Here is a 22,735-nt window from a genome sequence, read left to right as displayed (position 1 = left end):
CGCCGCTGCCGCGCGTCGCCCATGGCGTCGCCCGGCTTCAGACCAGCCGCCGGCCGCCTCCGACAGGCGGCAAGGGGATGAACCCCGGCGCGAAAAGACCAGAGGAAACGTCCATGGCCCGTGTCAATCCGGCTCTCCGAGAGCCCACCTACGAGGAAGTCGCCGTCGGCGAGCCGATCGGCCCGAAGCGGGTGGTGGCCGACGAGCATTACCAGCAGCGCGCCCGCTTCGCGCTGGGCCAGCATGCTCCGCAATATGGCGGTGGCGACGGGTCGCTGGTGCCAGCCCCGATGATCGGGCGCGACCTCGTCGCCCTCTTCTGCGAAGTCTACGATCCGAGCCGCACGGTGGGCCTGCACCAGAAGGAAGAGATCTGGTTCCACGCGCCGGTCCCGCTCGGCACGGTGATGAACTACACCGGCAGCTACACGGACAAATACGAGCGGCGCGGCAAGGGCTATACCGTGTTCGACTGCGAGGCACGCAACGCCGAGACCGGCGAGTTGCTGGTGCGCCAGATCAGCACCGAGATCATGCGCATTCCCGAAGGCATCCAGCTCGGCACGGGTTCCGCGCCCGTTGAGCCGGGCGCCGAGCGCGTTTCCGGCGAGTGGCCGACCGATCGCACGCTGGCCGTCAGGGCGTCACGCGACCTGGAGCCCGGCACGCCCGTCCGCCCGCTGACCAAGCTCGCGCGCCAGGACCAGATGACGGTTTTCTCCGGCGGCGCGGACCAGTGGTACAACATCCACACCGATATCGAGGTCGCGCTGAAGGCCGGATTCCGGGACACGCTCGCGCAGGGCATGATGGAAACCTGCTGGGTCGCGGAGATGCTGGAAGCCTTCGCCGGCCCCGACTGGCACACCTCCGGCTGGATCAAGATGGCTTACCTGAAGCCCGTCTTCCGCGGCGACGAGATCACGCTGCGCGCCGTCATCAAGCACAAGGCCGAGCAGGACGGAAAGACCGAGTTCCGGTTCGAGGTCTGGGCGGAGAACAACCGGGGCGAGATGACCGCCGCCGGATGGGCGAGCTGCCGCATCGCCTGAGGCCAGCCGCGAAACGTCCGCCGGGGAAGCTTCGAAAGCCCCCAAGATCGAACCTTCCGGGAGGAAGAAATGCAGATGCCCGTCTCCGCCTCGGCTCAGGAAGCCGCATTCCGTGAGCAATCCGTCGCCAAGGTCGCGTTCGCGAGCCTGATCGGCACATTCATCGAGTTCTACGACTACTTCATCTATGGCGCGGCGGCGGCGCTGGTCTTCCCGAAGCTGTTCTTCTCCACCATGCCTCCGGCGGTGGCGACCATCGTCTCCTTCGCGACCCTCGGCGTCACCTTCATCACCCGCCCGCTGGGCGCGCTGATCTTCGGACATTACGGCGACACCGTCGGCCGCAAGGCCATGCTGCTCCTGTCGCTGACGATCATGGGGCTTTCCACCTTCGCGATCGGCCTGCTGCCGGGTTACGCCACGCTCGGCATCGCGGCCCCGATCCTGCTCGTCGTCATCCGCCTCCTGCAAGGCGTGGCGGTCGGCGGCGAATGGGGCGGCGCGACGACCATGATCATCGAATACGCGCCGGAGCGACTGCGCGGCTTCTTCGGCTCGTTCGTGCAGCTCGGCAACGTCTTCGGGCTGCTGGTCTCCACCGGTGCCTTCGCGCTGGTTTCCGCCCAGCCGGAGCAATGGTTCCTCTCCTGGGGCTGGCGCCTGCCGTTCCTCGCCAGCCTCGTCCTGCTGCTCGCCGGCCTCTTCATCCGCATGAAGATCCAGGAACCGCCGGCTTTCGAGCGCCTCAAGCAGGAAAACGCCACGCAGGCCATGCCGATTCGCGTGGTGCTGAGCCGCTATCGCCGCGAAATCCTGCTCGCCGCCGGCATGCGCATCGGTGAAAACGTGCTCGGCTACCTCATCATCAGCTGGGTGCTGTCCTATGCCACAACCCGGCTGGGCTTCAGCAGGGCGCAGGTGCTGGAAGGCGTCATGCTGGGCGCGGCCTCCGGCATCGTTACCTTCCCGCTCTTTGGGTGGCTGTCCGACAAACTCGGCCGTCGCGCCGTGTTCCTGTTCGGCGCGGTCGGCACGGTGCTTTATGCCTTCCCCTTCTTCTGGCTGATGCAGACGGGCTCGGCGCCGCTGCTGCAGCTGGCGCTGGTGATCGGCTATGGCGGATTCCTCGCCCCGATGTACGCGCTGCAGCCCTCCTATTTCTCCGAGCTCTTCGCCACCGACATCCGCTACACCGGCGTGTCGCTGGGCTGCCAGCTCGCCTCCATCATCGGCGGTTTCACGCCGATGGTCGCGGCGGCCCTCCTGACCTGGGCCAACAACGAGGTTTGGCCGATCTCGATCATGCTGGTCGTGGCCGGCCTGCTCACCGCGATTTGCGTGCTCATGGCCGGCGAGACCTATCAGCGCCGGATCACCGAATAGAACGACGACGATTGACCTGACTGCGGGCCGCGGCCCGCAGCTTTCAAGGAGACGAAGCCAGCCATGGCTCAGGAAGAAAAGTCTGCCGGTCCGCTCGCTGGGCTGAAGGTGCTCGATCTGTCCCGCTTCATCGCGGGGCCGCAATGCGGGATGATCCTGGCCGATCTCGGGGCCGACGTGGTCAAGGTGGAACGGCCGAAGCGCGGCGACGACGTGCGCGCCATCCATCCCCAGATCGAGGGCGAGAGCATCTACTTCATGGTCTACAACCGCAACAAGCGCGGCATGACCCTGGATTTTCGTAACCTCAAGGCACAGGACCTTCTGCGCGACCTGGTGAAGGAAGCCGACATCCTGATCGAGAACTTCCGGCCCGGCACGATGGAGCGCATGGGCTGCGGCTGGGATGAGCTGCACGCCATCAATCCACGCCTGATCATGGCCCGCGTTTCCGGCTTCGGGCAGAACAATTCCATGGCGCAGGAACCCTGCTTCGACGGCATCGCGCAGGCCCGCTCCGGCCTGATGGAAATCACCGGCACCCCGGACGGTCCGCCCACCATGTCGGGCAGCTTCATCGTGGACTATTCCACCTCCTTCTACGCCTCCATCGGCATTCTCGCCGCCCTGCAACACCGCCACGGGACCGGCGAAGGCCAGCTTGTCGACGTGAGCCTGATGGGGAGCGCCCTGTCGCTCCTGATGACGGCGATCCCCGAGGCCAAGCTCCTCGGCAATTCCATCAGCCGCATCGGCAACCGCGACCGCTATTCCGCGCCGGCCCAGACCTTCCGTGCCAAGGACGGCCGCTGGGTCCACCTGATCGCGGGCAACGCGGCTCTCTTCCCGCGCTTCGCCGCCATGATCGGCCGGCCGGAGCTCCTGGAAGACCCCCGCTTCTGCGACCATGCCTCGCGCATGAAGAACCAGGCCGACGTGGAGAAGCTCGTGTCCGACTGGATGGCGACGATGGACTCCGACGAGGCCGTGGAAACGCTGCGCAAGGCCGATGTGCCCGCCGCCAAGATCGCCACGATCGAGGAGGTGGTGAACGATCCCTACGTGAATGAAGCCGGCCATATCGTCGACGTGCCGCACGAAACCGTGGGGACATTCCCGATGCAGGGCCTGCCGATCCGCCTCAGCGAGAGCCCCGGCTCCATCCGTCGCGGCGCCCCCGTGCTCGGCGGCGATACGGCCGAAGTGCTGAAGGACTGGCTCGGCCGCGACGCCGAGGCGGTCGATGCCCTCAGGGCCGACGGCGTCCTCTAGAGCGCCGCCCCAAACGCAAAAAGCCCGGACCGCATCGGCGGCCCGGGCTTTTTTTTCGTCTCAAGACAGGTGGTGCGTGGACCTGCCGGAACGAAGAGCGGGCGCCCTGGAGGTGGGGACGCCCGCAGTGGCCTTCGGCGCTTAGAAGGTCAGACGCGAAGGGGGAAGCTTGACCGTCCTGGCGGACGCGTCGAAGAAGTCGCCGATATTGTCCTTGGTGATCATCGGCGAGGGGAAGGCGATCTCCTTCGGCACCGGCTGCTTCTGCAGGACGCGCACGGCCACTTCCACGGCTTCCGAGCCGAAGGGCAGGTAACGCCATGTGGCACGGAGATCGCCGCTGGCGACGGCTTCCAGCGCGTCGACGGCCAGGCCGTCATAGCCGGTCGCCCACATCTCCTTCTCGCGGCCGGCCTCGCGCACGGCCTTCAGCGCGCCGATGGCCATGTCGTCATTGTGGCTGTAGATCGCATCGATGTGGCCATGCGCCTGGAGGAGGTCCTCCATGCCCTGGATCGCCTTGGCGCGATTGTAGTCGCCGACGACGCGGCCCACGACCTTGATGTCGGGGTGCTTGTCGACGACCTCGTGCCAGCCATTGCCGCGCGACTGGTTGACCACGGAGCCGGGGGAACCGTCGATCTCGACCACCACGCCCTTGCCGTCGAGCGCCTTGACGTAATACTCGCCCACGGTCCGCGCGGTGCCCTGCGTATCCGTGGAGAGATGGCAGTCGAACTTCACGCCTCCGACAAGCGGCGAGCTCAGCACGACGATCGGAATGTCGGCCCGGTTGGCCTCGCGGATGGCCGGCGTGATCGCCTCGGCGAAGTAGGTGGAGACCAGGATGATGTCGACGCCCTGCGTGACGAAATCTTCGATGTCGCGGATCTGCTTGGACGGCTGGTTGTTCGCGTCGGCGGTCACAACCTTGAGGTTGTACTTCTTGGCGGAGTCCAGCACGCCGGTGCGCTGCTGCTTGATCCAGTCCGTCGTGATGAAGGACTGGGAGAAGCCGATGGTCTTGCCCTCGACACCCGTCTCGCCCCAGGCGGTGCGGGTGATGAAGCTGCCGGCGATGGCGGCCCCTGCGCCGGCCGCGCCGAGCCGCAGCACCTGCCGGCGGCTCCAATGATCCCTGAAATCGCTCACGTGGTCTTTTCCTCCCTGTTTATCGGTTTCTGAGTTCGCTGACCACGACGGCGGCCACGATGATCACGCCCTTCAGGAGCATCTGCGAATAGGGCGAGACGCCCATGAGGTTCAGCAGGTTGGACAGGAAGGCGAGGATCAGCACGCCGATGATCGTGCCGCCGACGCCGCCGCGTCCGCCGTCGAAGGTGGTGCCGCCGATCAGCACGGCGGCGATGGCGTCGAGCTCGAAGAGGTTGCCGCCATTGGGATCGGCGACGCTGAGGCGGCTGGTCAGCACGATGCCGGCGATGGCGGCGAGCAGGCCGCTGATGACATAGACGAGGACGCGGTTGCGCTGGACGCGGATACCGGCAAGCCGCGCGGCTTCCTCGTTGGCGCCGACGGCATAGACCTCGCGGCCGAAGATCGTGCGGCCGAGCACCAGAGCCGCGCCGATCGCGACCAGGGCGAACAGGATCACCGGCGTCGGGATCATGCCGATATAGCCGGAGCCCAGGAACGAGAAGGCGTCCGTCGGGTCCTCCGGCACGATGGTGCTGCCGTTGGTGTAGATATAGACCAGGCCCCGGGCGAAGATCATCATGCCGAGCGTCGCGATGAAGGGCTGAAGCCGCAGGCCGGTGATCATCCAGCCGTTGACAGCGCCGAGCACCACGCCCGCCACCAGCGGCAGCAGGATCCAAGCGACCGGCGTGTCGGACGCGAAGCCCGCCATGAGGGCGGCGGACACGCCGACGATGGAGCCGACGGAAAGATCGATGCCGCGGTTCAGGATGACGAAGGTCATGCCGATGCTGACGATGCCGACCATGCTGCTGCCGCGCAGCACGTTGAGCAGGTTGCGGACGCTGAGAAAGTGCGGCGACAGGATCGTCGCGATCACCAGCAGCAGGATCAGGACGAGGATGTTGCTCCAGCCGATGGCGTAGGACATGGCGGAGCGGCGCGCGGGGGTACGGGCGGGAGCAGCCGGCTCGGCCACGACGGAAACAATGTTGGTCTGGTCAGGCATGGATCGCTTCCCGCGAGGATTGGGGGACGGCAAGGCTGAGGATCGCGTTCTCGGTGGCGTGTGCGCCTGGAAGTTCGCCGGTGAGGCGTCCCTCGCTCATGACGAGGATGCGATCGCTCAGGCCCAGGATTTCGGGCAGTTCGGAGGAGATCATCAGGATGGCGCGGCCTTCGCGCGCCAGATTGTGCAGCAGCGCGTAGATCTCGCGCTTGGCGCCGACATCAACGCCCCGCGTCGGCTCGTCGACGATCAGGATGCGCGTGTCCTTGGCGATCCAGCGCGCCAGCACGCATTTCTGCTGGTTGCCGCCGCTGAGGCCACCGGCCAGTTGCTCCGGGCCGCGCGTGCGGATGCCGAGGCTGCGGATGAAGCCGAGCGCCATCGTCTTTTCCTGCTTCAAGCGCAGGATCCCCGCCGAGGCGATGTCATGCCGGGCGGCGAGACTGATGTTCTGCGCCACCGGCAAGGGCCGCAGCACGGAATCGCGCCGGTCCTCCGGCAGGTAGGCGATGCCGGCCTTGATGCCGTCGGCGGGATCGCGAAGCTTCACCGCGCGCCCGGCGATCGAGATCTCCCCGCCCTTGAGGCGGTCGGCGCCGGAAAGCGCCCGGCCGAGTTCGGTCCTCCCCGCCCCCACCAGCCCGGCGAGGCCGACGATTTCGCCGGCGCGCAATGTCAGGCTGACATCGGCGAAGCCGCCGCCGGAGATGTTACGCGCGTCCAGCACCACCTCGCCGGGCTTCGGCGTATCGCGGGCGGGATAATAGTCGCCGAGTTCGCGCCCGATCATGCGGTTGATCAGCGACGGCTTGTCGGTTTCCGCCGTGGGCAGCGTCGCCACCATCGCGCCGTCCTTCAGCACGCTGACGCGGTCGGCGATGCGGAAGATCTCGTCGAGGTGGTGCGAGATATAGATAAAGGACGCGCCCCTCGCCCGCAGCCGGCCGACGAGGTCGAACAGCGCCTGCACCTCCACCGGCGTGAGGCTCGCGGTCGGCTCGTCGAGGATGATCAGCCGCGCATTCATGGCGACGGCCTTGGCAAGCTGCACCAGCTGGCGCTGCGCGATGCTCAGACCCGCGACCGGCTCATCCGGGCTGAGCGGCAGCGAGACGGAGTCGAGCACCTCCTGCGTGCGCCGGCGAAGGGCGCGCCGGTTGAGGGCACCGGCCTGTCCAGGCAGCCGTCCCATAAAAACGTTTTCGGAGACCGACAAAGGAGCCGCCAGCTTGGGCTCCTGGTGCATCATCGCGATACCCGCCTCGATCGCCTGCGAAGGCGTGCGGGCATTCAGCGTCTGACCGCCCAGCTCGATCGTCCCGGCATCGAAGCTCAGGCCGCCCGAGAGGATGTTCATCAGCGTGGACTTGCCGGCGCCGTTCTCGCCGATCAGCGCATGGACCTCGCCCTGGCGAAGATCGAAATCCACGTCCTTGAGGACCGTGTAAGGTCCGAATGTCTTCCGGATGCCGCTCATGCGCAGCAGACAAGGTGCGTCGTTCAACGAGGCACGTCCTCCCGATCTGTGGTGGCGCTTGACACGCTTGTTGGCCGCAATAAAAACGTTTCGATAAAAACAGTCAAGGCCCCGCGACTCTCCTTCCGCCGATGGCGGGAGGCGACGCCCGGAGCGCCCTGGCGGCAAAGGACCCCTTTCCGAACTCACATCCGAGGTCATGGGACATTGAAGAAGAAACTCGTTTCCCTGGACGAGGCGCTCGGCCCGATCCAGTCCGGCAGCACGGTCGCGATCGGCGGCAGTCTGCTTCGTCGCCAGCCCAATGCGGCCATCCGCGCGCTGATCCGGCTCGGCATCAAGGACCTGACGGTGCAGACCTGGGCCTCCACCACCGCCGTCGACATGCTGGCCGCGGCCGGCGCGATCCGGCGCTATGAAGGCATCTATGCCGGCATGTTCGGCTTCGGGCTTGCCCCGAACTTCCGCCGCGCCGTGCAGAACGGCGAGATCGAGGTGCGCGACTTTTCCGAGACCGCGATGGTCGCCCGGTTGCGCGCCGCCGGCCAGGGCCTGCCGTCGCTGCCGATCAAGACGCTGTTCGGCTCCGACATCGCACTGCGCAATCCCGAGCAGTTCCGCGAATACAACTGCCCGATCAGCGGCGAGAAGCTCCTGGCGGTGCAGGCGGCCTATGCCGATTTCACCATCATCCACGGCTATGTCGGCGATGAGTTCGGCAACGTTCAATGGCCGATCGTACGCGACAGCGACGATGTCGACATGATGATGGGCGCGGCCTCCAAGCGCCTGATCGTGACGGTGGAGAAGATCGTCTCCCACGACGAGATCAAGCGCCGGCCGGCGCTCACCTACATTCCCGGCCATCTCGTCGAGGCGATCGTGGAAGTCCCCTACGGCGCCCATCCGGTGTCCACGGACGGCTTCTACGACGAGGACGAGGCGCATCTGGAGCGCTACCTGCAGGAGAGCAAGACGCCGGAGGGCATCCGCGCCTATCTCGACGCCTTCGCGCGCGAACCCGCGTCGCACGAGGACTACATCGCCAAGGTCGGGGGCCGCGCCGCCCTCGCCGCTTTGAACGTCAAGCAGGGTGCCGACGCATGACCGCCGAACTCGATTACACCGTCAACGAACTGGTCACCGCCCTCGTCGCCTCCGAGATCCGAGACGGCGATCTCGCCTTTGTCGGCGTGGGCACCAATGGCCGCGCCTTCACGCTGGCCGTCGGCATTCCGCTGGTGGCGCTCCGCCTCGCCCAGATGACGCATGCGCCCGCCGCCTCCGTCTACTGGGGCAATCTGCTGGAACCGGACCTTTCCTCCATCCCCGATCACCTCCGGCAGGACAGCTTCACCAACTGGCACGCGGCGGCGAGCCCCGCCGATGTCGGCTACAAATGCGACATGCTGATGCGCCGGCAGTTCGACGTGTCGTTCGATTCCGGGGCGCAGGTGGATGCCTATGGCAACCTCAACATCACCGCGCTCGGCGACTATACGAAACCCAAGGTGCGGCTGGTCGGATGCCTCGCGCAGCCCGAGCACTTCGCCTTCGTGCCGCGCCCGATCATCATGACCGATCTCAGCCAGCGGACCTTCGTGGAGAAGGTGGATTTCGTCACCAGCGTCGGCCATGCCCGCGACGGCCGCACGCGTGAGGACTGGGGTCTTGGCCCCGGTGGCCCGAGCATCGTGGTGACGGACAAGGCGATTCTCGACTTCAACTCGCCGGACCGGCGCATGCGCATCCGTTCCATCCACTCCGGCTTTACGCTGGACGACGTTCTGGGTGCCATGTCCTTCCGCCCGGTCGTGCCGGACGAGATCCCGCAGACGCCAGCGCCCAACGCGGAGCAGCTCCGCCTGATTCGCGAGAAAATCGACCCCCGGCGCGTGCTGCTCAAGGTCTGACCGGCCGTCAGAACGAGATGCGGCTGAACCAGCCTTCCGGGAGTCCCTCCCGGAAGGCGAAGTCGTTTTCGGCCCGGCGATCGACGTCCGGCGGTTGAGAAACGACATGGCCGGGTACAGGGCCATTCTCTTCGGTCTGCTGTTTCCGTTACACTGATCAAAATTGATGCCGCCTGAAAGCAGATCTCCGGGATGAGCGAAAAGAAACGTGCCACGATCAAGGACGTTGCCCGGGAAACCGGTCTGGCGCTTTCGACCGTCTCCAACGCCTTGTCCGACAAGCGCTATGTCAGCGACGAGACGCGCGCGCTGGTCAGCGAGGCGGCCACGCGGCTGGGCTACCGGGCTTCCACGGTGGCGCGGGCGCTCCGCATGCAGCGGAGCTTCACCATCGGCGTGCTGATCGCCGACGTGAACAATCCCTCCTCCGCCTCCTTCGTGCGCGGCGTGGAGGATATCGCCACGCGCGAAAGCTGCACGGTCCTCCTCTGCAACACCGACGGCGAGGAGGAGAAGCAGCTTTCCCACATGCGGACCCTGATGGACCGGCAGGTGGATGGCATGGTGCTGATCTCGCAGCATTGCACCTCGCCCGAGATCCGGGACCTGTTGCAGATGGGCCCGCCCTTCGTGCTGGTGCAGCGGCGCAGCGTCGACCACAAGGACGACTACGTCGGCGCCGATAACGTCCACGGATTGGCCGAGGCGGTGCGCTACGTCCATTCGCTGGGCCATCGCCGCGTCGGCTTCGTGCGCGGCCCGGAGGATTCCAGTTCCGCCCGCGAGCGCTACGAAACCTACGCGGCGGAGGCCGCCACCCTGGGCCTGGACCGCTCGGAGGAGCTGCTTTTCTCCGGTGGCTACAGCTTCGAGGGTGGCCGCACGGCCGGCGAGCACCTGTTGGCCTTATCCGAGCCGCCGACCGCCATCATGGCCAGCAGCGACATCAACGCCCTGGGCGTGATCGAGGCGGCGCTGGACCGTGGCATGACCGTTCCGCGCGACCTGTCCGTCGTGGGTCTCGACGATATCAGCCTCGCGCGTTTCAAGGGCATCAATCTCACCACGATCCGGCTGGAAAAACGCGACATCGGCAAGGCGGCGGCCGAACTCCTGGTGAAGCGTATCCACGCGCCGACACGCACCAAGCGACAGATCGTGCTGCCGACCAAGCTCATCATCCGCGGCTCCGCGGCGGCGCCGAAGGTTCGCACCGCCACCTGAGGCCTGCCGGCCCGAAACGCGAAGGAGCCCGTCCGCAGACGGGCTCCTTCATCGCCGATGCCGGGATGGAGCGGGAGGAAACCCCTCCGGGCGATCAGGCGATCCTCGCTTCCAGGAAGAGCCCTTCCGGGTCGATCTCCTCGCGGATCAGCCGCAGTTCCTCGGGCGTAGGCGCGGGCGTGGCGCCGAGATCGTCGGCGAAAACCACGTCGAAGCCGACGGTGCGGACCACGTCTTCCCGCGTCGCGCCGGGATGCAGCGTTTCCACCCGCATATCGCCGTCAGCGTCGAAACCCCAGATCGCGAGATCGGTGAAGACCTTGCGCGGACCGCCGCCGGGAACGCCGAGCCGCCGGCGATCGCCCGCCGCGTCGCCATGGCCGAGAGCGGAGCGGAAATCCAGCTTCGGCACGAAGACGCGGGGGTCCTGCACCATCATGACGAAGGTATACTTCGCGTAGGTGCAGTGGTCGCTCTGGGCGATGGGGCCGACGAGCCGCACCTTCGGCTTGTCGTGCGAACCGATGCAGACGGTATTGAGGTTGCCGCGCCGATCGATCTGTGCGCCGGAAGTGAAGCCCACGGTCATCTTGCCGCGCCGGAAATATTCCAGGCATTCCTCCACCCGCACCTGCGCCTTGCTGGGCCAGGCGAGGAGATAGGGATCGGCGAAATTGGCGGGCGTCTTCTTCAGGTCCGGCTCGAAGGTCACGCCATATTGCGTGGTGAAGTCGATGCCGCGGTGGCGACGGGCGAGTTCCGCCGCGACGGAGGGCACGCCCACCGCCATTGTAAAGGCGCGTCCGCCGGTGCCGAGACCGATGAAGCCCTGCCCGCCATCCTCAAGCTCGCGCGAGACGCAGACGGTCAGGAGTTCGGCGAGGCTGTAATCGTTGGTCGCCATCAGCGCGTCGTCCTCTTCATGCTGACTTCCATGAGCCGCCGGGCGCCGATCTTCTCCAGATAGGCCCAGTGATCGGCGGGACCGGTGACGTAGTCGGCCAGCCATTCCGCGAAGCCGGATTGCGAGGCCGTCGCCTCGTGGTAGCGGCCGAGATGCTCCAGGTCGTAATCGTAGCGGGCATCGCAGCAGCAGGGATGCGCGCCGTAGGGCGCCTCGACGATGCAGGTGACGTCCGTGCGCGGCAGGATCGTGTCGATGGGGCGGCTCATCACCGTCTCCTCGCTGACGATCTGCTCCACCGAGACGATCACGGTGCGGGCGGAGCGCGCGATCATCACATCCGGCGAATTGTCGTGCCAACGCTCCGGGTCGAGCTGGACGTTGCCCTGCTCGTCGGCCGTATGGGCATGGACGATCGCGACATCCGGCCGGATCGCCTCCACCGCCATCCACGTCTCGCCGGTGAAGGGATCGGTGAAGGGCTTCAAATGTGGGTTCGTGGACGGCAGGTCGGTGCCGAGGCCCGTCTTGCTCGGGAACAGCGGCAGGCCGATGGAGGCGGCACGGAAGCGGTCCATCGCCGTCGTCTCGGAATGCTCGATGACCCGGAGCCCGTCCGTCTCGCAGGCGCGCCGGAAGTTGCGGGCAAGCCCGAAGCTGCCGATGCCGACATAGGACGTCTCGACCGTGGAAACGCAGCCCGCGCCCACCAGCATGTCCATGTCGATGCCGTTGTTCCAGCCGACGACATGCAGGTCCTTGCGACCCTGCCGGATGATCTCGCGCATTAGCGCCATCGGGTGGCGCCGCGCCGTGTGGCCGCCGATCGCCACCACGTCCCCGTCCTTGATCAGCGCGACCGCATCCGCGAGCGATCGTATCTTGCTGGGCTGCGCCATGCGGCCCTCCTCCCTTTTTTCTTTAAGTTTCAGGCCCGTTTCGGGCCGATATAGATGCCCTCGGGATCGATGACGTCCCGAAGGAGATGAAGCTGGCCGGGCGTGGGAACCGGCGCTTCGCCGATCGATCCGGCCTCGCCGAGATCGAACCCGCATTGCGCGCGGACAGCATCCAGCGAGATGCCCGGATAGAGTTCCTCCACGCGAAGCCGGTTCGTTTCCGGATCGAAGCCGAGGATCGCGAGATCGGTGATGACCCGCACCGGGCCAGCTCCCGGCAAACCCGCCGCTTCGCGCGCGCCCGGCCCGGTCAGGAAGCCGGGCGTCGTTAGATATTGCAGCTTCTCCACGAAGCGGCGGCGGTCCATCCGGCAGATCGTGACGAAGCGCTTCGCCATGCTGGCGATATCGTTGGCGCCGCCGCTGCCGGGCAATCGCACCCTGGGCTTGCGATAGGCACCGATCACCGTGGAATTGAGATTGCCGAAGGCGTCGATCTCCGCGGTGCCGAGAAACCCGATATCGACCCGGCCACCCTGCAGCAGGCTGAGGGCATAGGCGGTGCCGGCGATCTTGGTGGAGCCGTGGGCGAGCTTGTAGTCGCCCACTCCCATGGCAAGCTCGCGCGGTTCGGGATCCACGATGCCGGATTCGAAGACGAGCCGGACGCCCGGCGCATGCGTCGCCTTGGCGAGGTAGGCCGCCACCATGGGCAGGCCGGTGCCGATGAAGGCCACGTCGCCGTCATGGATTTCCCGCGCGGCGGCGACCGCCATGCGTTCGTCGGGGCTGATCTCACGCCTCGGATCGAGTTCACGCATGAGCGCCCTCCCGCCTGGCATAACCGAGCGCCGGATCGGTGCGGAGGCTCATGAGCTTCGCCATCCCGACCGCGTCGAGATAGGCCCAATGGTCCGGCATGTCGCGGACCCAGCAGCGGAGAAAGTCCCGGACATCGCCGCTGGAACGGGAGGCGGCGTAATAGGCGCCGAGGTGGTCCGCGTCATGCTCGTAATAGCCGTAGACCCCCGTCGGATGGGCGCCATAGGGAAGGTGCACCACGGCGTCGACCATCAGCCCGGGAATGATCGTCAGCTCCGGCTGGCGACGGATTACGTCGGTTTCCACGATCTCCTCGGCGGAAACGATCACCGTGCCGGCCGCCCTCGCCTGCTCTTCCACCACGGAGGTCGTGCCGAAGAGCTGGACGTTGCCCAGCCGGTCGGCACGCGCGGCATGGATGATCGCGACGTCCGGTTTCAGCGGCGACACCGCCGTGACATGGCCATTGCCGAAGGGCGAGGCGATGAAGCTGGATTTCTCCTCCGCAGGCTCGAAGCCCGGGACGGCGACGATATCCGTCCCCGCCATGGCGCGCATCGGCATGAAGGGCAGCCCGAGCGCGCTCGCCTGCAGCCGGCAGACCATGCCGAAATGGCTGTGGTCCTCCACCTCGATCCGGCCCGCCTCGACGCCTTCGGAGAATTGCCGGCAGCGGCCGAAGCCTTCGAACATGAAGTTGGAGAAATAGGCGCGGTCGAGCACCCCTGCGGCGGCCAGGAACTCCGCCACCCAGCACTCCGCGACACCCATCAGGGTGAGGTTTTTCGCGCCGCTGCGGATCAGTTCACGAAGCAGCGCCATCGGCTGGTGCGAATGGGCGAAGCCGCCGGCGGTCAGCGACATGCCGTCCCGGAAGAAGCGCGGCACTTCCTCCAGTGGGATCAGCTTGCCGGAAGACGTCACAGCACAGCTCCGGCTTCCGCGCGGCGCGACCGGAACGGCGTGGTGGCCGGCTCGATCCAGCGTTCCCGCGCGCCGGTGATCAGCGAGACGACCGCGTCCGCGTTTAGCATGGAGGTCGGCACGTCGCCCACCTTCTCGCCACGACGCATGACGACCACCCGGTCGCTCATCTCCATGACCATCGGCATGTTGTGGGTGATCAGCACGACGGAGATGCCTTCCGCCTGGATCTTGCGGACACCATCCATGGCGCGCTTGGTTTCCTGCACGCCGAGCGCCGCCGTGGGCTCGTCGAGAAGCACCATCGATCGCTCCCAGAGACGGGCGCGGGCGAGCGAGACGGCCTGCCGCTGGCCGCCGGAAAGTCCGGCGACGCTGGCGGTCACACGCGGCACGTTGACGGAAAGGTCGCGCAGCACCTCCTCCGCGCGCCGGCGCATCTCGGCCGTTTTCAGGAAGGTGAAGGGGCCGACCCGGCGGATCTGCTCACGGCCGAGAAAGATGTTCTCCGCCACCGTCAGGTTATCGCAGAGGCCGAGGTCCTGGTAGACGGTTTCGATGCCCAGCCGCCGCGCCACTTCCGTCGACGAGATCGCGATGTCCTTGCCGTCGAACCGCATGGACCCGGAGGTCGGCTGGATCGCGCCGGAGAGGATCTTGACCAGCGTGCTCTTGCCGGCCCCGTTGTCGCCGACGAGCGCGATGGTTTCGCCACGTGCGACGCTGAAGTCCACTCCGCGCAGCGCCTGCACGGCCCCGTAGGATTTCTTCAGGTCGGTCGCTTGGAGAAGAAGATCGGTGGTCATGCGTTCACTCCGCATTCCAGCCGGTCCGATGGAGCATGCCCCACCACACGGCCAGGATGATGACAAAGCCCTGGGCGATCATGAAGACGATGGGATCGACCCCGAGGAGCACCATGCCGTTCCGCAGAACGGCGACGAAGAGCACGCCCAGCATCGTGCCGATCATGCGACCGACGCCGCCGGACAGGCTGGTTCCGCCGACGATCACCGCCGCGATGACGTCGAGCTCCAGCAGTTCGCCGACCGTGGCGCTGCCGCCGTTGAGGCGCGCGACATAGAGCACGCCGCCGACCGCCGCGAGGCACTGCACGATGACGAACACGTAGAGCCGCATCCGGGGCACCGGGATGCCGTAGCGCGAGGCCGTGACCGGATTGCCTCCGAGCGCGTAGAGATGCCGGCCGAAGCGGGTCCTGCCGAGCGTCACCCAGCCGGCGAGCGCCACGGCGATCATCAGCAGGATCGGGATGGGCACCCCGAGCACGGCGCCGAACCAGAGCGTCGGCAGCGAGGCGGGCAGCGGGCCGATGGTGAGGCTGTTGCTGATCAGGAACGCGATGCCGCGCAGCGCCGAGAGCAGGCCGATGGTCGTGATGAAGGAAGGAATGCCCCAGATCACCCGGAGCGAGCCGATAAAGAGCCCGATGATCGCCGAGACTATCAACACGCAGACGAAGCTCAGCACCATCGGCACGTTGTGCTGCACGACGAGGAGCGCGAAGAGCGTGCCGGCCAGGCCCACGGACGCGCCGACCGACAGGTCTATCTCGCCGGCGATGATCACCATGGTCATGCCGACGGCGACGATGGCGGTCACCGAGACCTGGCGCAGAATGGAGGATGCGTTGCCGGAGCTGGCGAAGTTCGGCGCGATCGCGCTGAAGAGCACGATCAGGAAGATCAGCCCCAGACCGACGCCGATCTCGGCGCGCCAGCTGTTCAGGATGTGGCGCCATGGCCGGCTCTGGGGAACGGTCACGGTCGCCGGGCCCGACACGTCATGTGTTGCGGACAATCTGCCCTCCGATGAGGTTTTCAGGGGATTGGTGGCCGCGCCGGCTCGTGCGGCGCGGGCCGGATGGGATCAGCCGCCGAGCGACTTCACGAGCTTGAGATAGTCCTCAAGTCCTTTTGGATCGGTCCTGGAATAGATGCGGACCGGGACCTGGATGTTGCGGGCGGACTTTTGCCCCGCGAGGTCCTTGGCCGCCGCCTCCACAGAAAGATAGCCGAGCTGGTAGGGCTGCTGGTCGGACACCGCCTCGATGCTGCCCTTGGGGTCCTGCATCGCCTCGGCGAGCTCGCGGCTCATGTCGATGCCGTAGAGCTTCACCTTGCTGCCGAGGCGGCCGACCGTGGAAGCCGCTCCCGTCAGCGTGCCGGAGTTGGAGGACCAGATGATCTGCGTGCCGGGGTCGCGGCGCAGGATGTTCTCCACCGCGTTGGCGCCTTCTTCAGGCGTCGCGCCCTGGATCTCGGAGACGACCTTGACGTCCATGCCCTTCAGTGCGGACATCATGCCGTCCTTGCGAACGGTGCTGCCGCTGTTGATGGCCGGCAGCGGGATCAGACCGATCCTCGCCTTGCCGCCGAGATCGGTCTTGATCTCCCTGGCGATCTCGCGCCCCACGGACGCCGCCAGTTCGCGGTTATCGACGCCGATGCTGTGGCTGGCGATGCTCTTGTCGGCGAAGAAGGTGTTGAATTCGACGATGTCGATGCCCTGCGCCTTGGCCTGTTTCGCCGCGGCGGCGGAGGCGTCCTTGTCGAGCGGGCTCATGACGATGGCCTTCACCTGCCGCGTCATCAGGTCTTCCATAACCTGCGCCTCGGTCGGCAGTTGACGGCGGTTCAGCACGAACTGGAGGTCGACGCCGTTCTTCTCCGCGGCATCCTTCATGCCGCGCTCGACCTGCTGCCAGAACTGGCTGTCGCGGGCATAGAGCACCGCGCCGATAAGCGGCCGGTCGGCGGCACTCGCGACGGCGCTCCAGGCGCCGGACGCAATGAGGGCGGTCACGCCGGCGACGAGCGCCAGCCTCCGTGTGATGGACATGTCTTCCTCCCAGATTTCCAGAACCGATTTCGGAAATCGTTTTTATATTTTTCTCAGAATTGCCCCGACGGTTTCGTTTGTCAACGCCAGATAGCGCTGCCAGGTCGATCCCTCCGCAAAAGGCGCTTATCTCCGAGTGCCACCGACCGAAATCGATTTCGGCAATACCGCGGTCGATGCTAAAGGAAAGCCGGTTCCTCGACCGGAAGCCCCACCGTGAACGACAGAAAATCCCGCATCACCATCTACGATGTCGCTCGTGAGACAGGTCTCGCACCCTCGACCGTGTCCAACGCTCTTGCCGGCAAGGGGCATGTCTCCGAGAAAAGCCGCCTGCTCGTGCAGGAAGCGGCGACGCGGCTCGGCTATCGCGCGCTGCCGCTCGCCCGCGCGCTGCGGCTGCAGCGTTCCTTCACGATCGGCGTGCTCATCGCCGATATCGCCAATCCGGCCTTTCCCGATTTCGTGCGCGGCGTCGAGGATGTGGTGGTGCGGGAGAAGTGCACCCTCCTGCTCTGCAACACCGACGGGCAGGAGGCGAGCCAGATCGAGCAGATGGATGCGCTGGGAGACCGCGGCGTCGACGGCATCGTGCTGATTTCGCAGCACACGCGCTCGCCGGAGATCCGGCAGCGCTTACAGGCCGGGCCGCCCTTCGTCCTGGTCCAGCGCCGCAGTGCCGGCTTCGAGGACGATTACGTCGGCTCGGACAACGCCGGGGCGATCGAAGCCGCCGTTCGACACCTTGCCGGGCTCGGCCACTCCCGCATCGCCTTCGTGCGCGGCCCGGTTGAATCCAGCACCGCGCTGGAACGGCTCGACGCGTTCAGGCAGGCGGTCGTCGGCTTCGGCCTCGATCCGGACCCGCAACTGATCTATCCCGGCGATTACAGCATGGCGAGCGGCTATCAGGCGGCGATGCTGCTCCTGAACTCGCGGCACCCGCCGACAGCGATCATCGCCAGCGACGACATGAACGCGCTGGGCATCATGGAAGCGGCGCACCGGCTTCGTGCCCCGATCCCGCAGCGGCTTTCGGTGATCGGCTTCGACGACATCACCCTCGCCTCCTTCGGGCGGATCGATCTCACCACGATTCATCTGCCGAAGCGCGACATGGGACGCGCGGCGGCCGAGCTTCTCGTCCGCCGCATCGCGGGCGACCGGCACGAGCCGGCTCGCCTGATCATGTTCCCGACACAGCTGGTCATCCGGGGGAGCACCGGCCCCGCCCCGGCCTGGCAGGAAGCGCTGGCACGCGGCCGGGAAGCGGAAAACGGCGTCGAGGCCTCCGTCAGTGCTTCAGCAGCATCTGCCGGGGGTCTATCTCCTCGCGGATGATGCGGAGTTCCTCCGCCGAGAGCGCCTCGGTGGTGGGCACGCCGGAGAGATCGCCGAGATCGAAGCCGGTGGCGCCTTGCAGGTCTTCCGCCGTCACGCCCGGATGGATCGAACGGACCTTCATGAAGCCCCGCTCCCGATCGAAGTCGAAGATGCATTTCGGCGTGATGACCCAGGCGGGGCCGCCCCAGTCGAGCCCCAGCTCCTTGCGGCCTTCGAGCCCACCCGGATAGCCGACGCCGGACACGTAATCGACCTTTTCCACGAAGTTCCGCCGCTCGTGATGCGGCATCATGATGTATTCGCGGCGAAACAGCGTCATGTGCTCCGGCTGCAGGATCGGGCCCACCAGCCGCACCTTGGGCCGGTCGTGCGGGCCGATGCAGACGCTGTTGATATTGCCCTGCCGGTCCACCTGAACGGCGCTGCTGAAGCCGAAGCTGATGTCGCCGCGCTTCAGCGCCCACTGGCCGGGATAATCGTAGGTCTGCGCCTCGGCCGGCAGATCGCGGAGCGTCGCGTCGTGCTCGGAATCCGGCATGGTCTCCAGCGCTGAGAAGTCCGGGTTGTGGTAGCAGCCGGCCAGGAGCAGCGTCAGGTTCGGCGCGTGCTGCCGCCGGGCCAGCTCCATGGCGACGATCGGGATCGAGGTCCCGTAGATGGCGGCCGCCTGGCCCGTCAGCAGCCCGGTGAAACCGACCTCGCCATCGGCAAAATCGCGGGCGAGACATGCGGCCATGGTTTCGTAGAGGGTCGCGGGAGCAGCACTCATAGGAGGGAATCCATATCCTGGATGGCGGCGAGGCGCTTCGCGCCGATCCGGTCGAGGTAGTCGAAATGGTCGGCCGGGCCGGTGACGAAGCGATCCATGTAGCCCTTGAAGCTATCCGCGCTGTCGGACGCCGCCACGTATTCGGCGAGATGGTCCTCGTCGGCGAGATAGCGGCCCAGCACCGGCGTCGGATGCGCGCCGAAGGGCACTTCCACCACCGCCTTGGTGCGATAAGACGGGATCTCCACCAGCCGCGCGTGGCGCTTGATGAAGGAATGCGGAACGATCTTCTCCGCCGTCACGATGACCGTGTCGCAGGAGCGCGCCATCAGCACGTCGCCGCTCTGCGGCAGGAGCCGGCGCGCCGGAAGGACGACGTTGCCCCGGTCGTCCGCCGCCACCGCGTGGATGACCACCACCTGCGGATCGGCGGCCGGCACCGCGAACATCCGCCGGCCGGTGATCGGACAGGGAAACTCCTTGATCGCGTCGTTATAGGTGACGACGTCGTTGCCGCCCAGAAACGGGATCGGCCAGAACTTCAGGCCTTCCTGGCTGGCGCGAAAGCGGTCCCAGCTCACCATTTCGGGATAGTCGACGACCTTGAGCTCCCCCGCTTCCACCGCGCGGCGGAAATGCCGGGCGAGGCCGTATTTCTCCAGGCCCACATAGGAGGTCTCGACGGTGGCGAGGCAGCCCGCGGCCGCCAGCATGTCGATGTCGTAGGAATTGGCCGATCCCACCACGGTGAGGTCGCGGCGACCCTGCCGGATCAGCTCGCGGACGAAGGCCATCGGCTTCTGGTAGACGGCGAAGCCGCCCAGAGCGAGGCGGGTGCCATCGGGCACCATGTCGACCGCTTCCGTCAGGGACATCAGCTTGGATTTTGGAGCTGCCATTCTCTTGGGTTTCCCAGGCTCTCCGAGCCCTGATGATGACAATGGAGGATCGCCCGGCCGGCCTCGGCCTGACCGGACCGTAAAGGACGCGAGAGGCCGGGGCTGGAGGCTCAGAACTCACGGGCCGAGCCTCAAGATCAGAACGCGGGGTCGACGTGGCCTATTTGGCCGGCGCGGCGGTGCGTTCGAGGTATTCCTTCACGCCGGCCGGGTCGTCGCGGGAATAGAGCCGGACGGGCACGGTGACGTTGCGCGGCTGCTTCTCGCCCGCGAGATCCTTCAGCGCGGTCTGCACGGCGGTGTAGCCGATCTGGTAGGGCTGCTGGTCCGACACGGCCTCAAGGTGGCTCGTCGGGTCCAGCAGCATGCGCGCCAGTTCCTGGCTCATGTCGATGCCGAAAAGCGCGGTGTCGGACTTCATGCGCTGCGCCGTGGAGGCGGCCCCGGCGAGCGAGCCGGCATTGGCGCACCAGACGACCTTCGTGTCGGGCGTGCGCTGCAGGATATTCTCGAAGGCGCTCGCGCCCTGCTCGGGCGTGGAGGCCGCCACGTCGGAGACGATGGTCACGCCCTTGTCGCCGAGCCCGTCCTGAACGCCCGTGCGCCGCGCCTTCATGTTGGGATTCGTCGGCGGCACGGTGATCAGCCCGACCTTGGCGGAACCACCCAGCTTGCCGTCGATATAGCTCCGCATCTTGCGGCCGACTTCGGCGGCAAGATCGCGGCTATCCACGCCGATCGTGTGGCTGGCGATGCTCGCATCGGCAAGCGGCGCGTCATAGTCGACGATCATGATGCCTTGGCTGTGCGCCAGCCGCGCGGCGGAGACGGAGGCCTCGCGGTCGAGCGGCGGCATGACGATGACCTTGACGCCGCGCGTCATGAAATCGTCGATGACCTGCGCCTCGGTCGTGAGCTGGCGTCGGTTCAGCGCCACCTGCAGGTCGGCCCCGCCCTCCTTGGCGGCGGCCTGCATGCCCTTCTCGACTTGCTGCCAGTACTCGGAATCGCGGGCATAGATGATTCCGCCAACGGCTATGCGGTCCTTGGCGAAGGCAGCGGTTCCGCCCAGGCTGCCTAGGCCCAGCGCCACCACGGATGCGAGCAGAATTCGATCGATGAGTTTCATGTTCCTCCCTTCCGGCTCTTCGGCCGTTATAGAAAATCGTTTTTATACGGGATCATCGCCTCATGTCAACGTTCGGCTATGAGCTGGGAAACGCCTCGCGCTTTCGGCCCCCGTGATCGTGGACGAATTCAACGAACGGCGAGACGAGCCCGCGCGATCGGGTCTGCCCGACGCGCCCTGGATGGGAAGGACGTCACCGCCGGTCTCGGGACCGGGCCCCGCCCGCGCCATACCGTAAAGGCAGATCGGAAGATCGGGCCGAAGCATCGGCCCGATCGGGGATATCACGAGCCGATGCTGGCCCGCTCTGGAAGCGGCACGAACTGCTCGTCCGTCTCGTCGCCCTGGATGAAGGTGAGGACCACGAAGGTCCCGTCGCGCTCGAGCGCCGTCAGGGGGTGATGCCACGCATCGGCGAGATAGTTGATGCCTACGTTTCCGGGCACCCGGAACGCGCGAAGCCCGTCCATGTCCGGCATGTCGTCGGCGCCATGCGGAGCGACGACGACGAGATATCCCGTGCAATCGACAGGAATGAAAGCCTGCGAGGAGAAGACGTGCCGCTCCATTTCCACCGCTTCCAGCGGCAAGGTCTTCGGCACCACGCTGGCCAGCGATAGCCGGGCTCGCGCATCCGGGCGGAGGTTCTGCAATTCCTGCATCATCTCCACCCGCCCCTGCCCCGGGGCTTTCGCGCGGATCAGCTGGCCGAAAGGAGCGAACGCCTCTTCGGTGATCGGCTCTATCGCGAACTCACGCATGGTCGCCGCCCTCGCCGTACGGGTGCTCGGCCAGCCAGTGCCGGGCGATATCGAGGCGCTTGCAGACCCATACGTCCGGCTTCGAAGCGACGTAGTCCATGAACTTCGCCAATCCCGAAGCGCGACCGGGATGGCCGAGAAGCCGCTGGTGCATGCCGACCGACATCATTTTCGGCGTGGTCTTGCCCTCTTCGTAGAGCATGTCGAACGTCTCGCGGAGATACACGAAGAAATCCTCGCCCGAGCCGAAGGTGCCGTTGCCGAATTTCAGGTCGTTGTTGGTCAGCGTGTACGGCACCAGCAGATGGGGCTTGCCGTCCCGCGGCACGTAATAGGGCAGTTCGTCGTTGTAGGTGTCGCTGTCGTAGAGGAACCCGCCCTCCTCCAGCAGCAGCCGGCGCGTGTTCACGCTCGGCCCGTAGCGGCAATACCAGCCGAACGGCCGCTCGCCGACCGTTTTTTTCAGGCTCTCGATGGCCAGCCGGATATGCTCGCGCTCTTCCTCCTCGCTGAGCTTGAAGTGCTCCACCCAGCGCCAGCCGTGGCAGCAGATATCGTGCCCGGCCGCCTTGATCGCTTCAGCCGCATCGGGATTGCGCTCCAGCGCCAGCGCGCAGGCGAAAACCGTCATCGGCATGTCGCGCTCGGCGAAGAGCCGCATGATGCGCCAGAAGCCGACGCGACTGCCATATTCGAACATGGATTCCGCCGCGAGGTCGCGCTCGCCGCGCGCCACCGTCATGCCGGAAATCTCGATCAGGCCGGTGTCGGTCACGCCGTCGCCGTCACCGATGCTGTATTCCGATCCTTCCTCGTAGTTCAGGACGAAGTTCAGGGCGATGCGCGCTCCGTTCGGCCAGTTGGCATGAGGCGGCTTCGCCCCGTAGCCGACCAGATCGCGATCAAGCCAGTTCGACATGTTAACCTCACACTT

At 66.4% G+C, this 22,735-nt stretch carries 22 protein-coding genes; 7 read left to right on the top strand and 15 right to left on the bottom strand.

Translation table 11 applies throughout. The annotated features are described in order from the left end of the window. Positions 1–113: 113 nt before the first annotated feature. The 3 genes from BMY25_RS06510 to BMY25_RS06500 all read left to right on the top strand — a co-directional run bounded on the left by BMY25_RS06510 (position 114) and on the right by BMY25_RS06500 (position 3,707). Positions 114–1,052: a MaoC family dehydratase gene (locus BMY25_RS06510; protein WP_177176741.1), complete on the top strand. Its 939-nt coding sequence runs from the start codon at positions 114–116 to the stop codon at positions 1,050–1,052. A 69-nt stretch (positions 1,053–1,121) separates the two neighbouring features. Beyond that, positions 1,122–2,435, top strand: coding sequence for an MFS transporter (locus BMY25_RS06505; RefSeq protein WP_092495808.1), 1,314 nt, complete (start codon positions 1,122–1,124; stop codon positions 2,433–2,435). Positions 2,436–2,498: 63 nt separating this feature from the next. Further along, positions 2,499–3,707 carry a CaiB/BaiF CoA transferase family protein gene (locus BMY25_RS06500; RefSeq protein WP_092495807.1) on the top strand — a complete coding sequence of 403 codons (1,209 nt, stop codon included), beginning with the start codon at positions 2,499–2,501 and terminating at the stop codon, positions 3,705–3,707. Between the two features lie 141 nt (positions 3,708–3,848). Here the strand turns inward: BMY25_RS06500 and BMY25_RS06495 are convergent, their stop codons facing one another. From BMY25_RS06495 to BMY25_RS06485, 3 genes are read right to left on the bottom strand one after another with little or no spacing between them, the layout of a single operon-like run. Further along, complete coding sequence (locus BMY25_RS06495) at positions 3,849–4,859, bottom strand: substrate-binding domain-containing protein (protein WP_092495806.1); 1,011 nt, start codon at positions 4,857–4,859, stop codon at positions 3,849–3,851. Between the two features lie 19 nt (positions 4,860–4,878). Continuing rightward, a complete protein-coding gene (locus BMY25_RS06490) occupies positions 4,879–5,874 on the bottom strand; it encodes an ABC transporter permease (RefSeq protein WP_238858192.1) in 996 nt (331 codons plus the stop codon). After that, positions 5,867–7,378 (bottom strand): sugar ABC transporter ATP-binding protein, encoded by a 1,512-nt coding sequence (locus tag BMY25_RS06485; protein WP_177176740.1) that lies wholly within the window; start codon positions 7,376–7,378, stop codon positions 5,867–5,869. Before BMY25_RS06485 ends, BMY25_RS06490 begins: the two co-directional genes overlap by 8 nt. A 180-nt stretch (positions 7,379–7,558) precedes the next feature. Here BMY25_RS06485 and BMY25_RS20390 point away from each other — a divergent pair, with 180 nt between their 5' ends. The 3 genes from BMY25_RS20390 (at position 7,559) to BMY25_RS06475 (ending at position 10,488) form a co-directional block, all read left to right on the top strand. Beyond that, positions 7,559–8,458, top strand: a complete 900-nt coding sequence (locus BMY25_RS20390; protein WP_177176739.1) for a CoA transferase subunit A — start codon at positions 7,559–7,561, stop codon at positions 8,456–8,458. After that, entirely contained in the window at positions 8,455–9,264 is an 810-nt protein-coding gene (locus tag BMY25_RS06480) for a CoA-transferase subunit beta (protein WP_092495804.1), read from the top strand. The genes BMY25_RS20390 and BMY25_RS06480 overlap by 4 nt, the downstream gene beginning before the upstream one ends. Positions 9,265–9,456: 192 nt before the next feature. Further along, the gene (locus BMY25_RS06475; protein ID WP_092495803.1) at positions 9,457–10,488 is read left to right on the top strand and encodes a LacI family DNA-binding transcriptional regulator; all 1,032 of its coding nucleotides are present in this window, start codon (positions 9,457–9,459) and stop codon (positions 10,486–10,488) included. Between the two features lie 94 nt (positions 10,489–10,582). Here BMY25_RS06475 and BMY25_RS06470 read toward each other — a convergent pair whose 3' ends face one another. From BMY25_RS06470 to BMY25_RS06440, 7 genes are all read right to left on the bottom strand, one after another. Then, on the bottom strand, positions 10,583–11,392 hold the full coding sequence (locus tag BMY25_RS06470; protein ID WP_177176738.1) for a CoA-transferase subunit beta: 810 nt from the start codon (positions 11,390–11,392) through the stop codon (positions 10,583–10,585). Further along, positions 11,392–12,291: a CoA transferase subunit A gene (locus BMY25_RS06465; protein ID WP_177176737.1), complete on the bottom strand. Its 900-nt coding sequence runs from the start codon at positions 12,289–12,291 to the stop codon at positions 11,392–11,394. The genes BMY25_RS06470 and BMY25_RS06465 overlap by 1 nt, the downstream gene beginning before the upstream one ends. Positions 12,292–12,320: 29 nt before the next feature. Further along, complete coding sequence (locus tag BMY25_RS06460; RefSeq protein WP_238858191.1) at positions 12,321–13,112, bottom strand: CoA-transferase subunit beta; 792 nt, start codon at positions 13,110–13,112, stop codon at positions 12,321–12,323. Continuing rightward, positions 13,105–14,037, bottom strand: coding sequence for a CoA transferase subunit A (locus BMY25_RS06455; RefSeq protein WP_092495801.1), 933 nt, complete (start codon positions 14,035–14,037; stop codon positions 13,105–13,107). Before BMY25_RS06455 ends, BMY25_RS06460 begins: the two co-directional genes overlap by 8 nt. Then, positions 14,034–14,843 (bottom strand): ATP-binding cassette domain-containing protein, encoded by an 810-nt coding sequence (locus BMY25_RS06450; protein ID WP_238858190.1) that lies wholly within the window; start codon positions 14,841–14,843, stop codon positions 14,034–14,036. The genes BMY25_RS06455 and BMY25_RS06450 overlap by 4 nt, the downstream gene beginning before the upstream one ends. A gap of 4 nt (positions 14,844–14,847) precedes the next feature. Continuing rightward, on the bottom strand, positions 14,848–15,858 hold the full coding sequence (locus BMY25_RS06445) for an ABC transporter permease (RefSeq protein WP_177176736.1): 1,011 nt from the start codon (positions 15,856–15,858) through the stop codon (positions 14,848–14,850). A 69-nt stretch (positions 15,859–15,927) separates the two neighbouring features. Next, positions 15,928–16,899 carry a sugar ABC transporter substrate-binding protein gene (locus tag BMY25_RS06440; protein WP_092495798.1) on the bottom strand — a complete coding sequence of 324 codons (972 nt, stop codon included), beginning with the start codon at positions 16,897–16,899 and terminating at the stop codon, positions 15,928–15,930. A gap of 216 nt (positions 16,900–17,115) precedes the next feature. On the opposite strand from BMY25_RS06440, the gene BMY25_RS06435 reads away from it, so the two are divergent. Then, positions 17,116–18,240 (top strand): LacI family DNA-binding transcriptional regulator, encoded by a 1,125-nt coding sequence (locus tag BMY25_RS06435; RefSeq protein ID WP_092495797.1) that lies wholly within the window; start codon positions 17,116–17,118, stop codon positions 18,238–18,240. Here the strand turns inward: BMY25_RS06435 and BMY25_RS06430 are convergent. The 5 genes from BMY25_RS06430 to BMY25_RS06410 all read right to left on the bottom strand — a co-directional run bounded on the left by BMY25_RS06430 (position 18,194) and on the right by BMY25_RS06410 (position 22,720). Further along, positions 18,194–19,012: a CoA-transferase gene (locus tag BMY25_RS06430; protein WP_092495796.1), complete on the bottom strand. Its 819-nt coding sequence runs from the start codon at positions 19,010–19,012 to the stop codon at positions 18,194–18,196. The two genes, BMY25_RS06435 and BMY25_RS06430, sit on opposite strands and share 47 nt — an antisense overlap. Then, positions 19,009–19,911, bottom strand: coding sequence for a CoA transferase subunit A (locus BMY25_RS06425; protein ID WP_092495795.1), 903 nt, complete (start codon positions 19,909–19,911; stop codon positions 19,009–19,011). Before BMY25_RS06425 ends, BMY25_RS06430 begins: the two co-directional genes overlap by 4 nt. Positions 19,912–20,071: 160 nt before the next feature. Further along, positions 20,072–21,040 (bottom strand): sugar ABC transporter substrate-binding protein, encoded by a 969-nt coding sequence (locus BMY25_RS06420; RefSeq protein ID WP_092495794.1) that lies wholly within the window; start codon positions 21,038–21,040, stop codon positions 20,072–20,074. Positions 21,041–21,324: 284 nt separating this feature from the next. Further along, positions 21,325–21,801 carry an ureidoglycolate lyase gene (locus BMY25_RS06415; protein WP_092495793.1) on the bottom strand — a complete coding sequence of 159 codons (477 nt, stop codon included), beginning with the start codon at positions 21,799–21,801 and terminating at the stop codon, positions 21,325–21,327. Continuing rightward, positions 21,794–22,720, bottom strand: a complete 927-nt coding sequence (locus BMY25_RS06410; protein WP_092495792.1) for an allantoinase PuuE — start codon at positions 22,718–22,720, stop codon at positions 21,794–21,796. The genes BMY25_RS06415 and BMY25_RS06410 overlap by 8 nt, the downstream gene beginning before the upstream one ends. Positions 22,721–22,735: the final 15 nt, after the last annotated feature.

The sequence above is a fragment of the Faunimonas pinastri genome (assembly GCF_900110915.1).
Classification (GTDB): Bacteria; Pseudomonadota; Alphaproteobacteria; order Rhizobiales; family Afifellaceae; genus Faunimonas; species Faunimonas pinastri.
This window is presented reverse-complemented; position numbering and strand designations above follow the sequence as displayed.

What these genes read in the sequence shown, in the direction of transcription:
- BMY25_RS06510 (WP_177176741.1), top strand. Translation starts at nt 114, where the DNA reads ATGGCCCGTGTCAATCCGGCTCTCCGAGAGCCCACCTACGAGGAAGTC.
- BMY25_RS06505 (WP_092495808.1), top strand. Translation starts at nt 1,122, where the DNA reads ATGCAGATGCCCGTCTCCGCCTCGGCTCAGGAAGCCGCATTCCGTGAG.
- BMY25_RS06500 (WP_092495807.1), top strand. Translation starts at nt 2,499, where the DNA reads ATGGCTCAGGAAGAAAAGTCTGCCGGTCCGCTCGCTGGGCTGAAGGTG.
- BMY25_RS06490 (WP_238858192.1), bottom strand. Translation starts at nt 5,874, where the DNA reads ATGCCTGACCAGACCAACATTGTTTCCGTCGTGGCCGAGCCGGCTGCT.
- BMY25_RS06480 (WP_092495804.1), top strand. Translation starts at nt 8,455, where the DNA reads ATGACCGCCGAACTCGATTACACCGTCAACGAACTGGTCACCGCCCTC.
- BMY25_RS06475 (WP_092495803.1), top strand. Translation starts at nt 9,457, where the DNA reads ATGAGCGAAAAGAAACGTGCCACGATCAAGGACGTTGCCCGGGAAACC.
- BMY25_RS06470 (WP_177176738.1), bottom strand. Translation starts at nt 11,392, where the DNA reads ATGGCGACCAACGATTACAGCCTCGCCGAACTCCTGACCGTCTGCGTC.
- BMY25_RS06465 (WP_177176737.1), bottom strand. Translation starts at nt 12,291, where the DNA reads ATGGCGCAGCCCAGCAAGATACGATCGCTCGCGGATGCGGTCGCGCTG.
- BMY25_RS06460 (WP_238858191.1), bottom strand. Translation starts at nt 13,112, where the DNA reads ATGCGTGAACTCGATCCGAGGCGTGAGATCAGCCCCGACGAACGCATG.
- BMY25_RS06450 (WP_238858190.1), bottom strand. Translation starts at nt 14,843, where the DNA reads ATGACCACCGATCTTCTTCTCCAAGCGACCGACCTGAAGAAATCCTAC.
- BMY25_RS06440 (WP_092495798.1), bottom strand. Translation starts at nt 16,899, where the DNA reads ATGTCCATCACACGGAGGCTGGCGCTCGTCGCCGGCGTGACCGCCCTC.
- BMY25_RS06430 (WP_092495796.1), bottom strand. Translation starts at nt 19,012, where the DNA reads ATGAGTGCTGCTCCCGCGACCCTCTACGAAACCATGGCCGCATGTCTC.
- BMY25_RS06425 (WP_092495795.1), bottom strand. Translation starts at nt 19,911, where the DNA reads ATGGCAGCTCCAAAATCCAAGCTGATGTCCCTGACGGAAGCGGTCGAC.
- BMY25_RS06420 (WP_092495794.1), bottom strand. Translation starts at nt 21,040, where the DNA reads ATGAAACTCATCGATCGAATTCTGCTCGCATCCGTGGTGGCGCTGGGC.
- BMY25_RS06415 (WP_092495793.1), bottom strand. Translation starts at nt 21,801, where the DNA reads ATGCGTGAGTTCGCGATAGAGCCGATCACCGAAGAGGCGTTCGCTCCT.
- BMY25_RS06410 (WP_092495792.1), bottom strand. Translation starts at nt 22,720, where the DNA reads ATGTCGAACTGGCTTGATCGCGATCTGGTCGGCTACGGGGCGAAGCCG.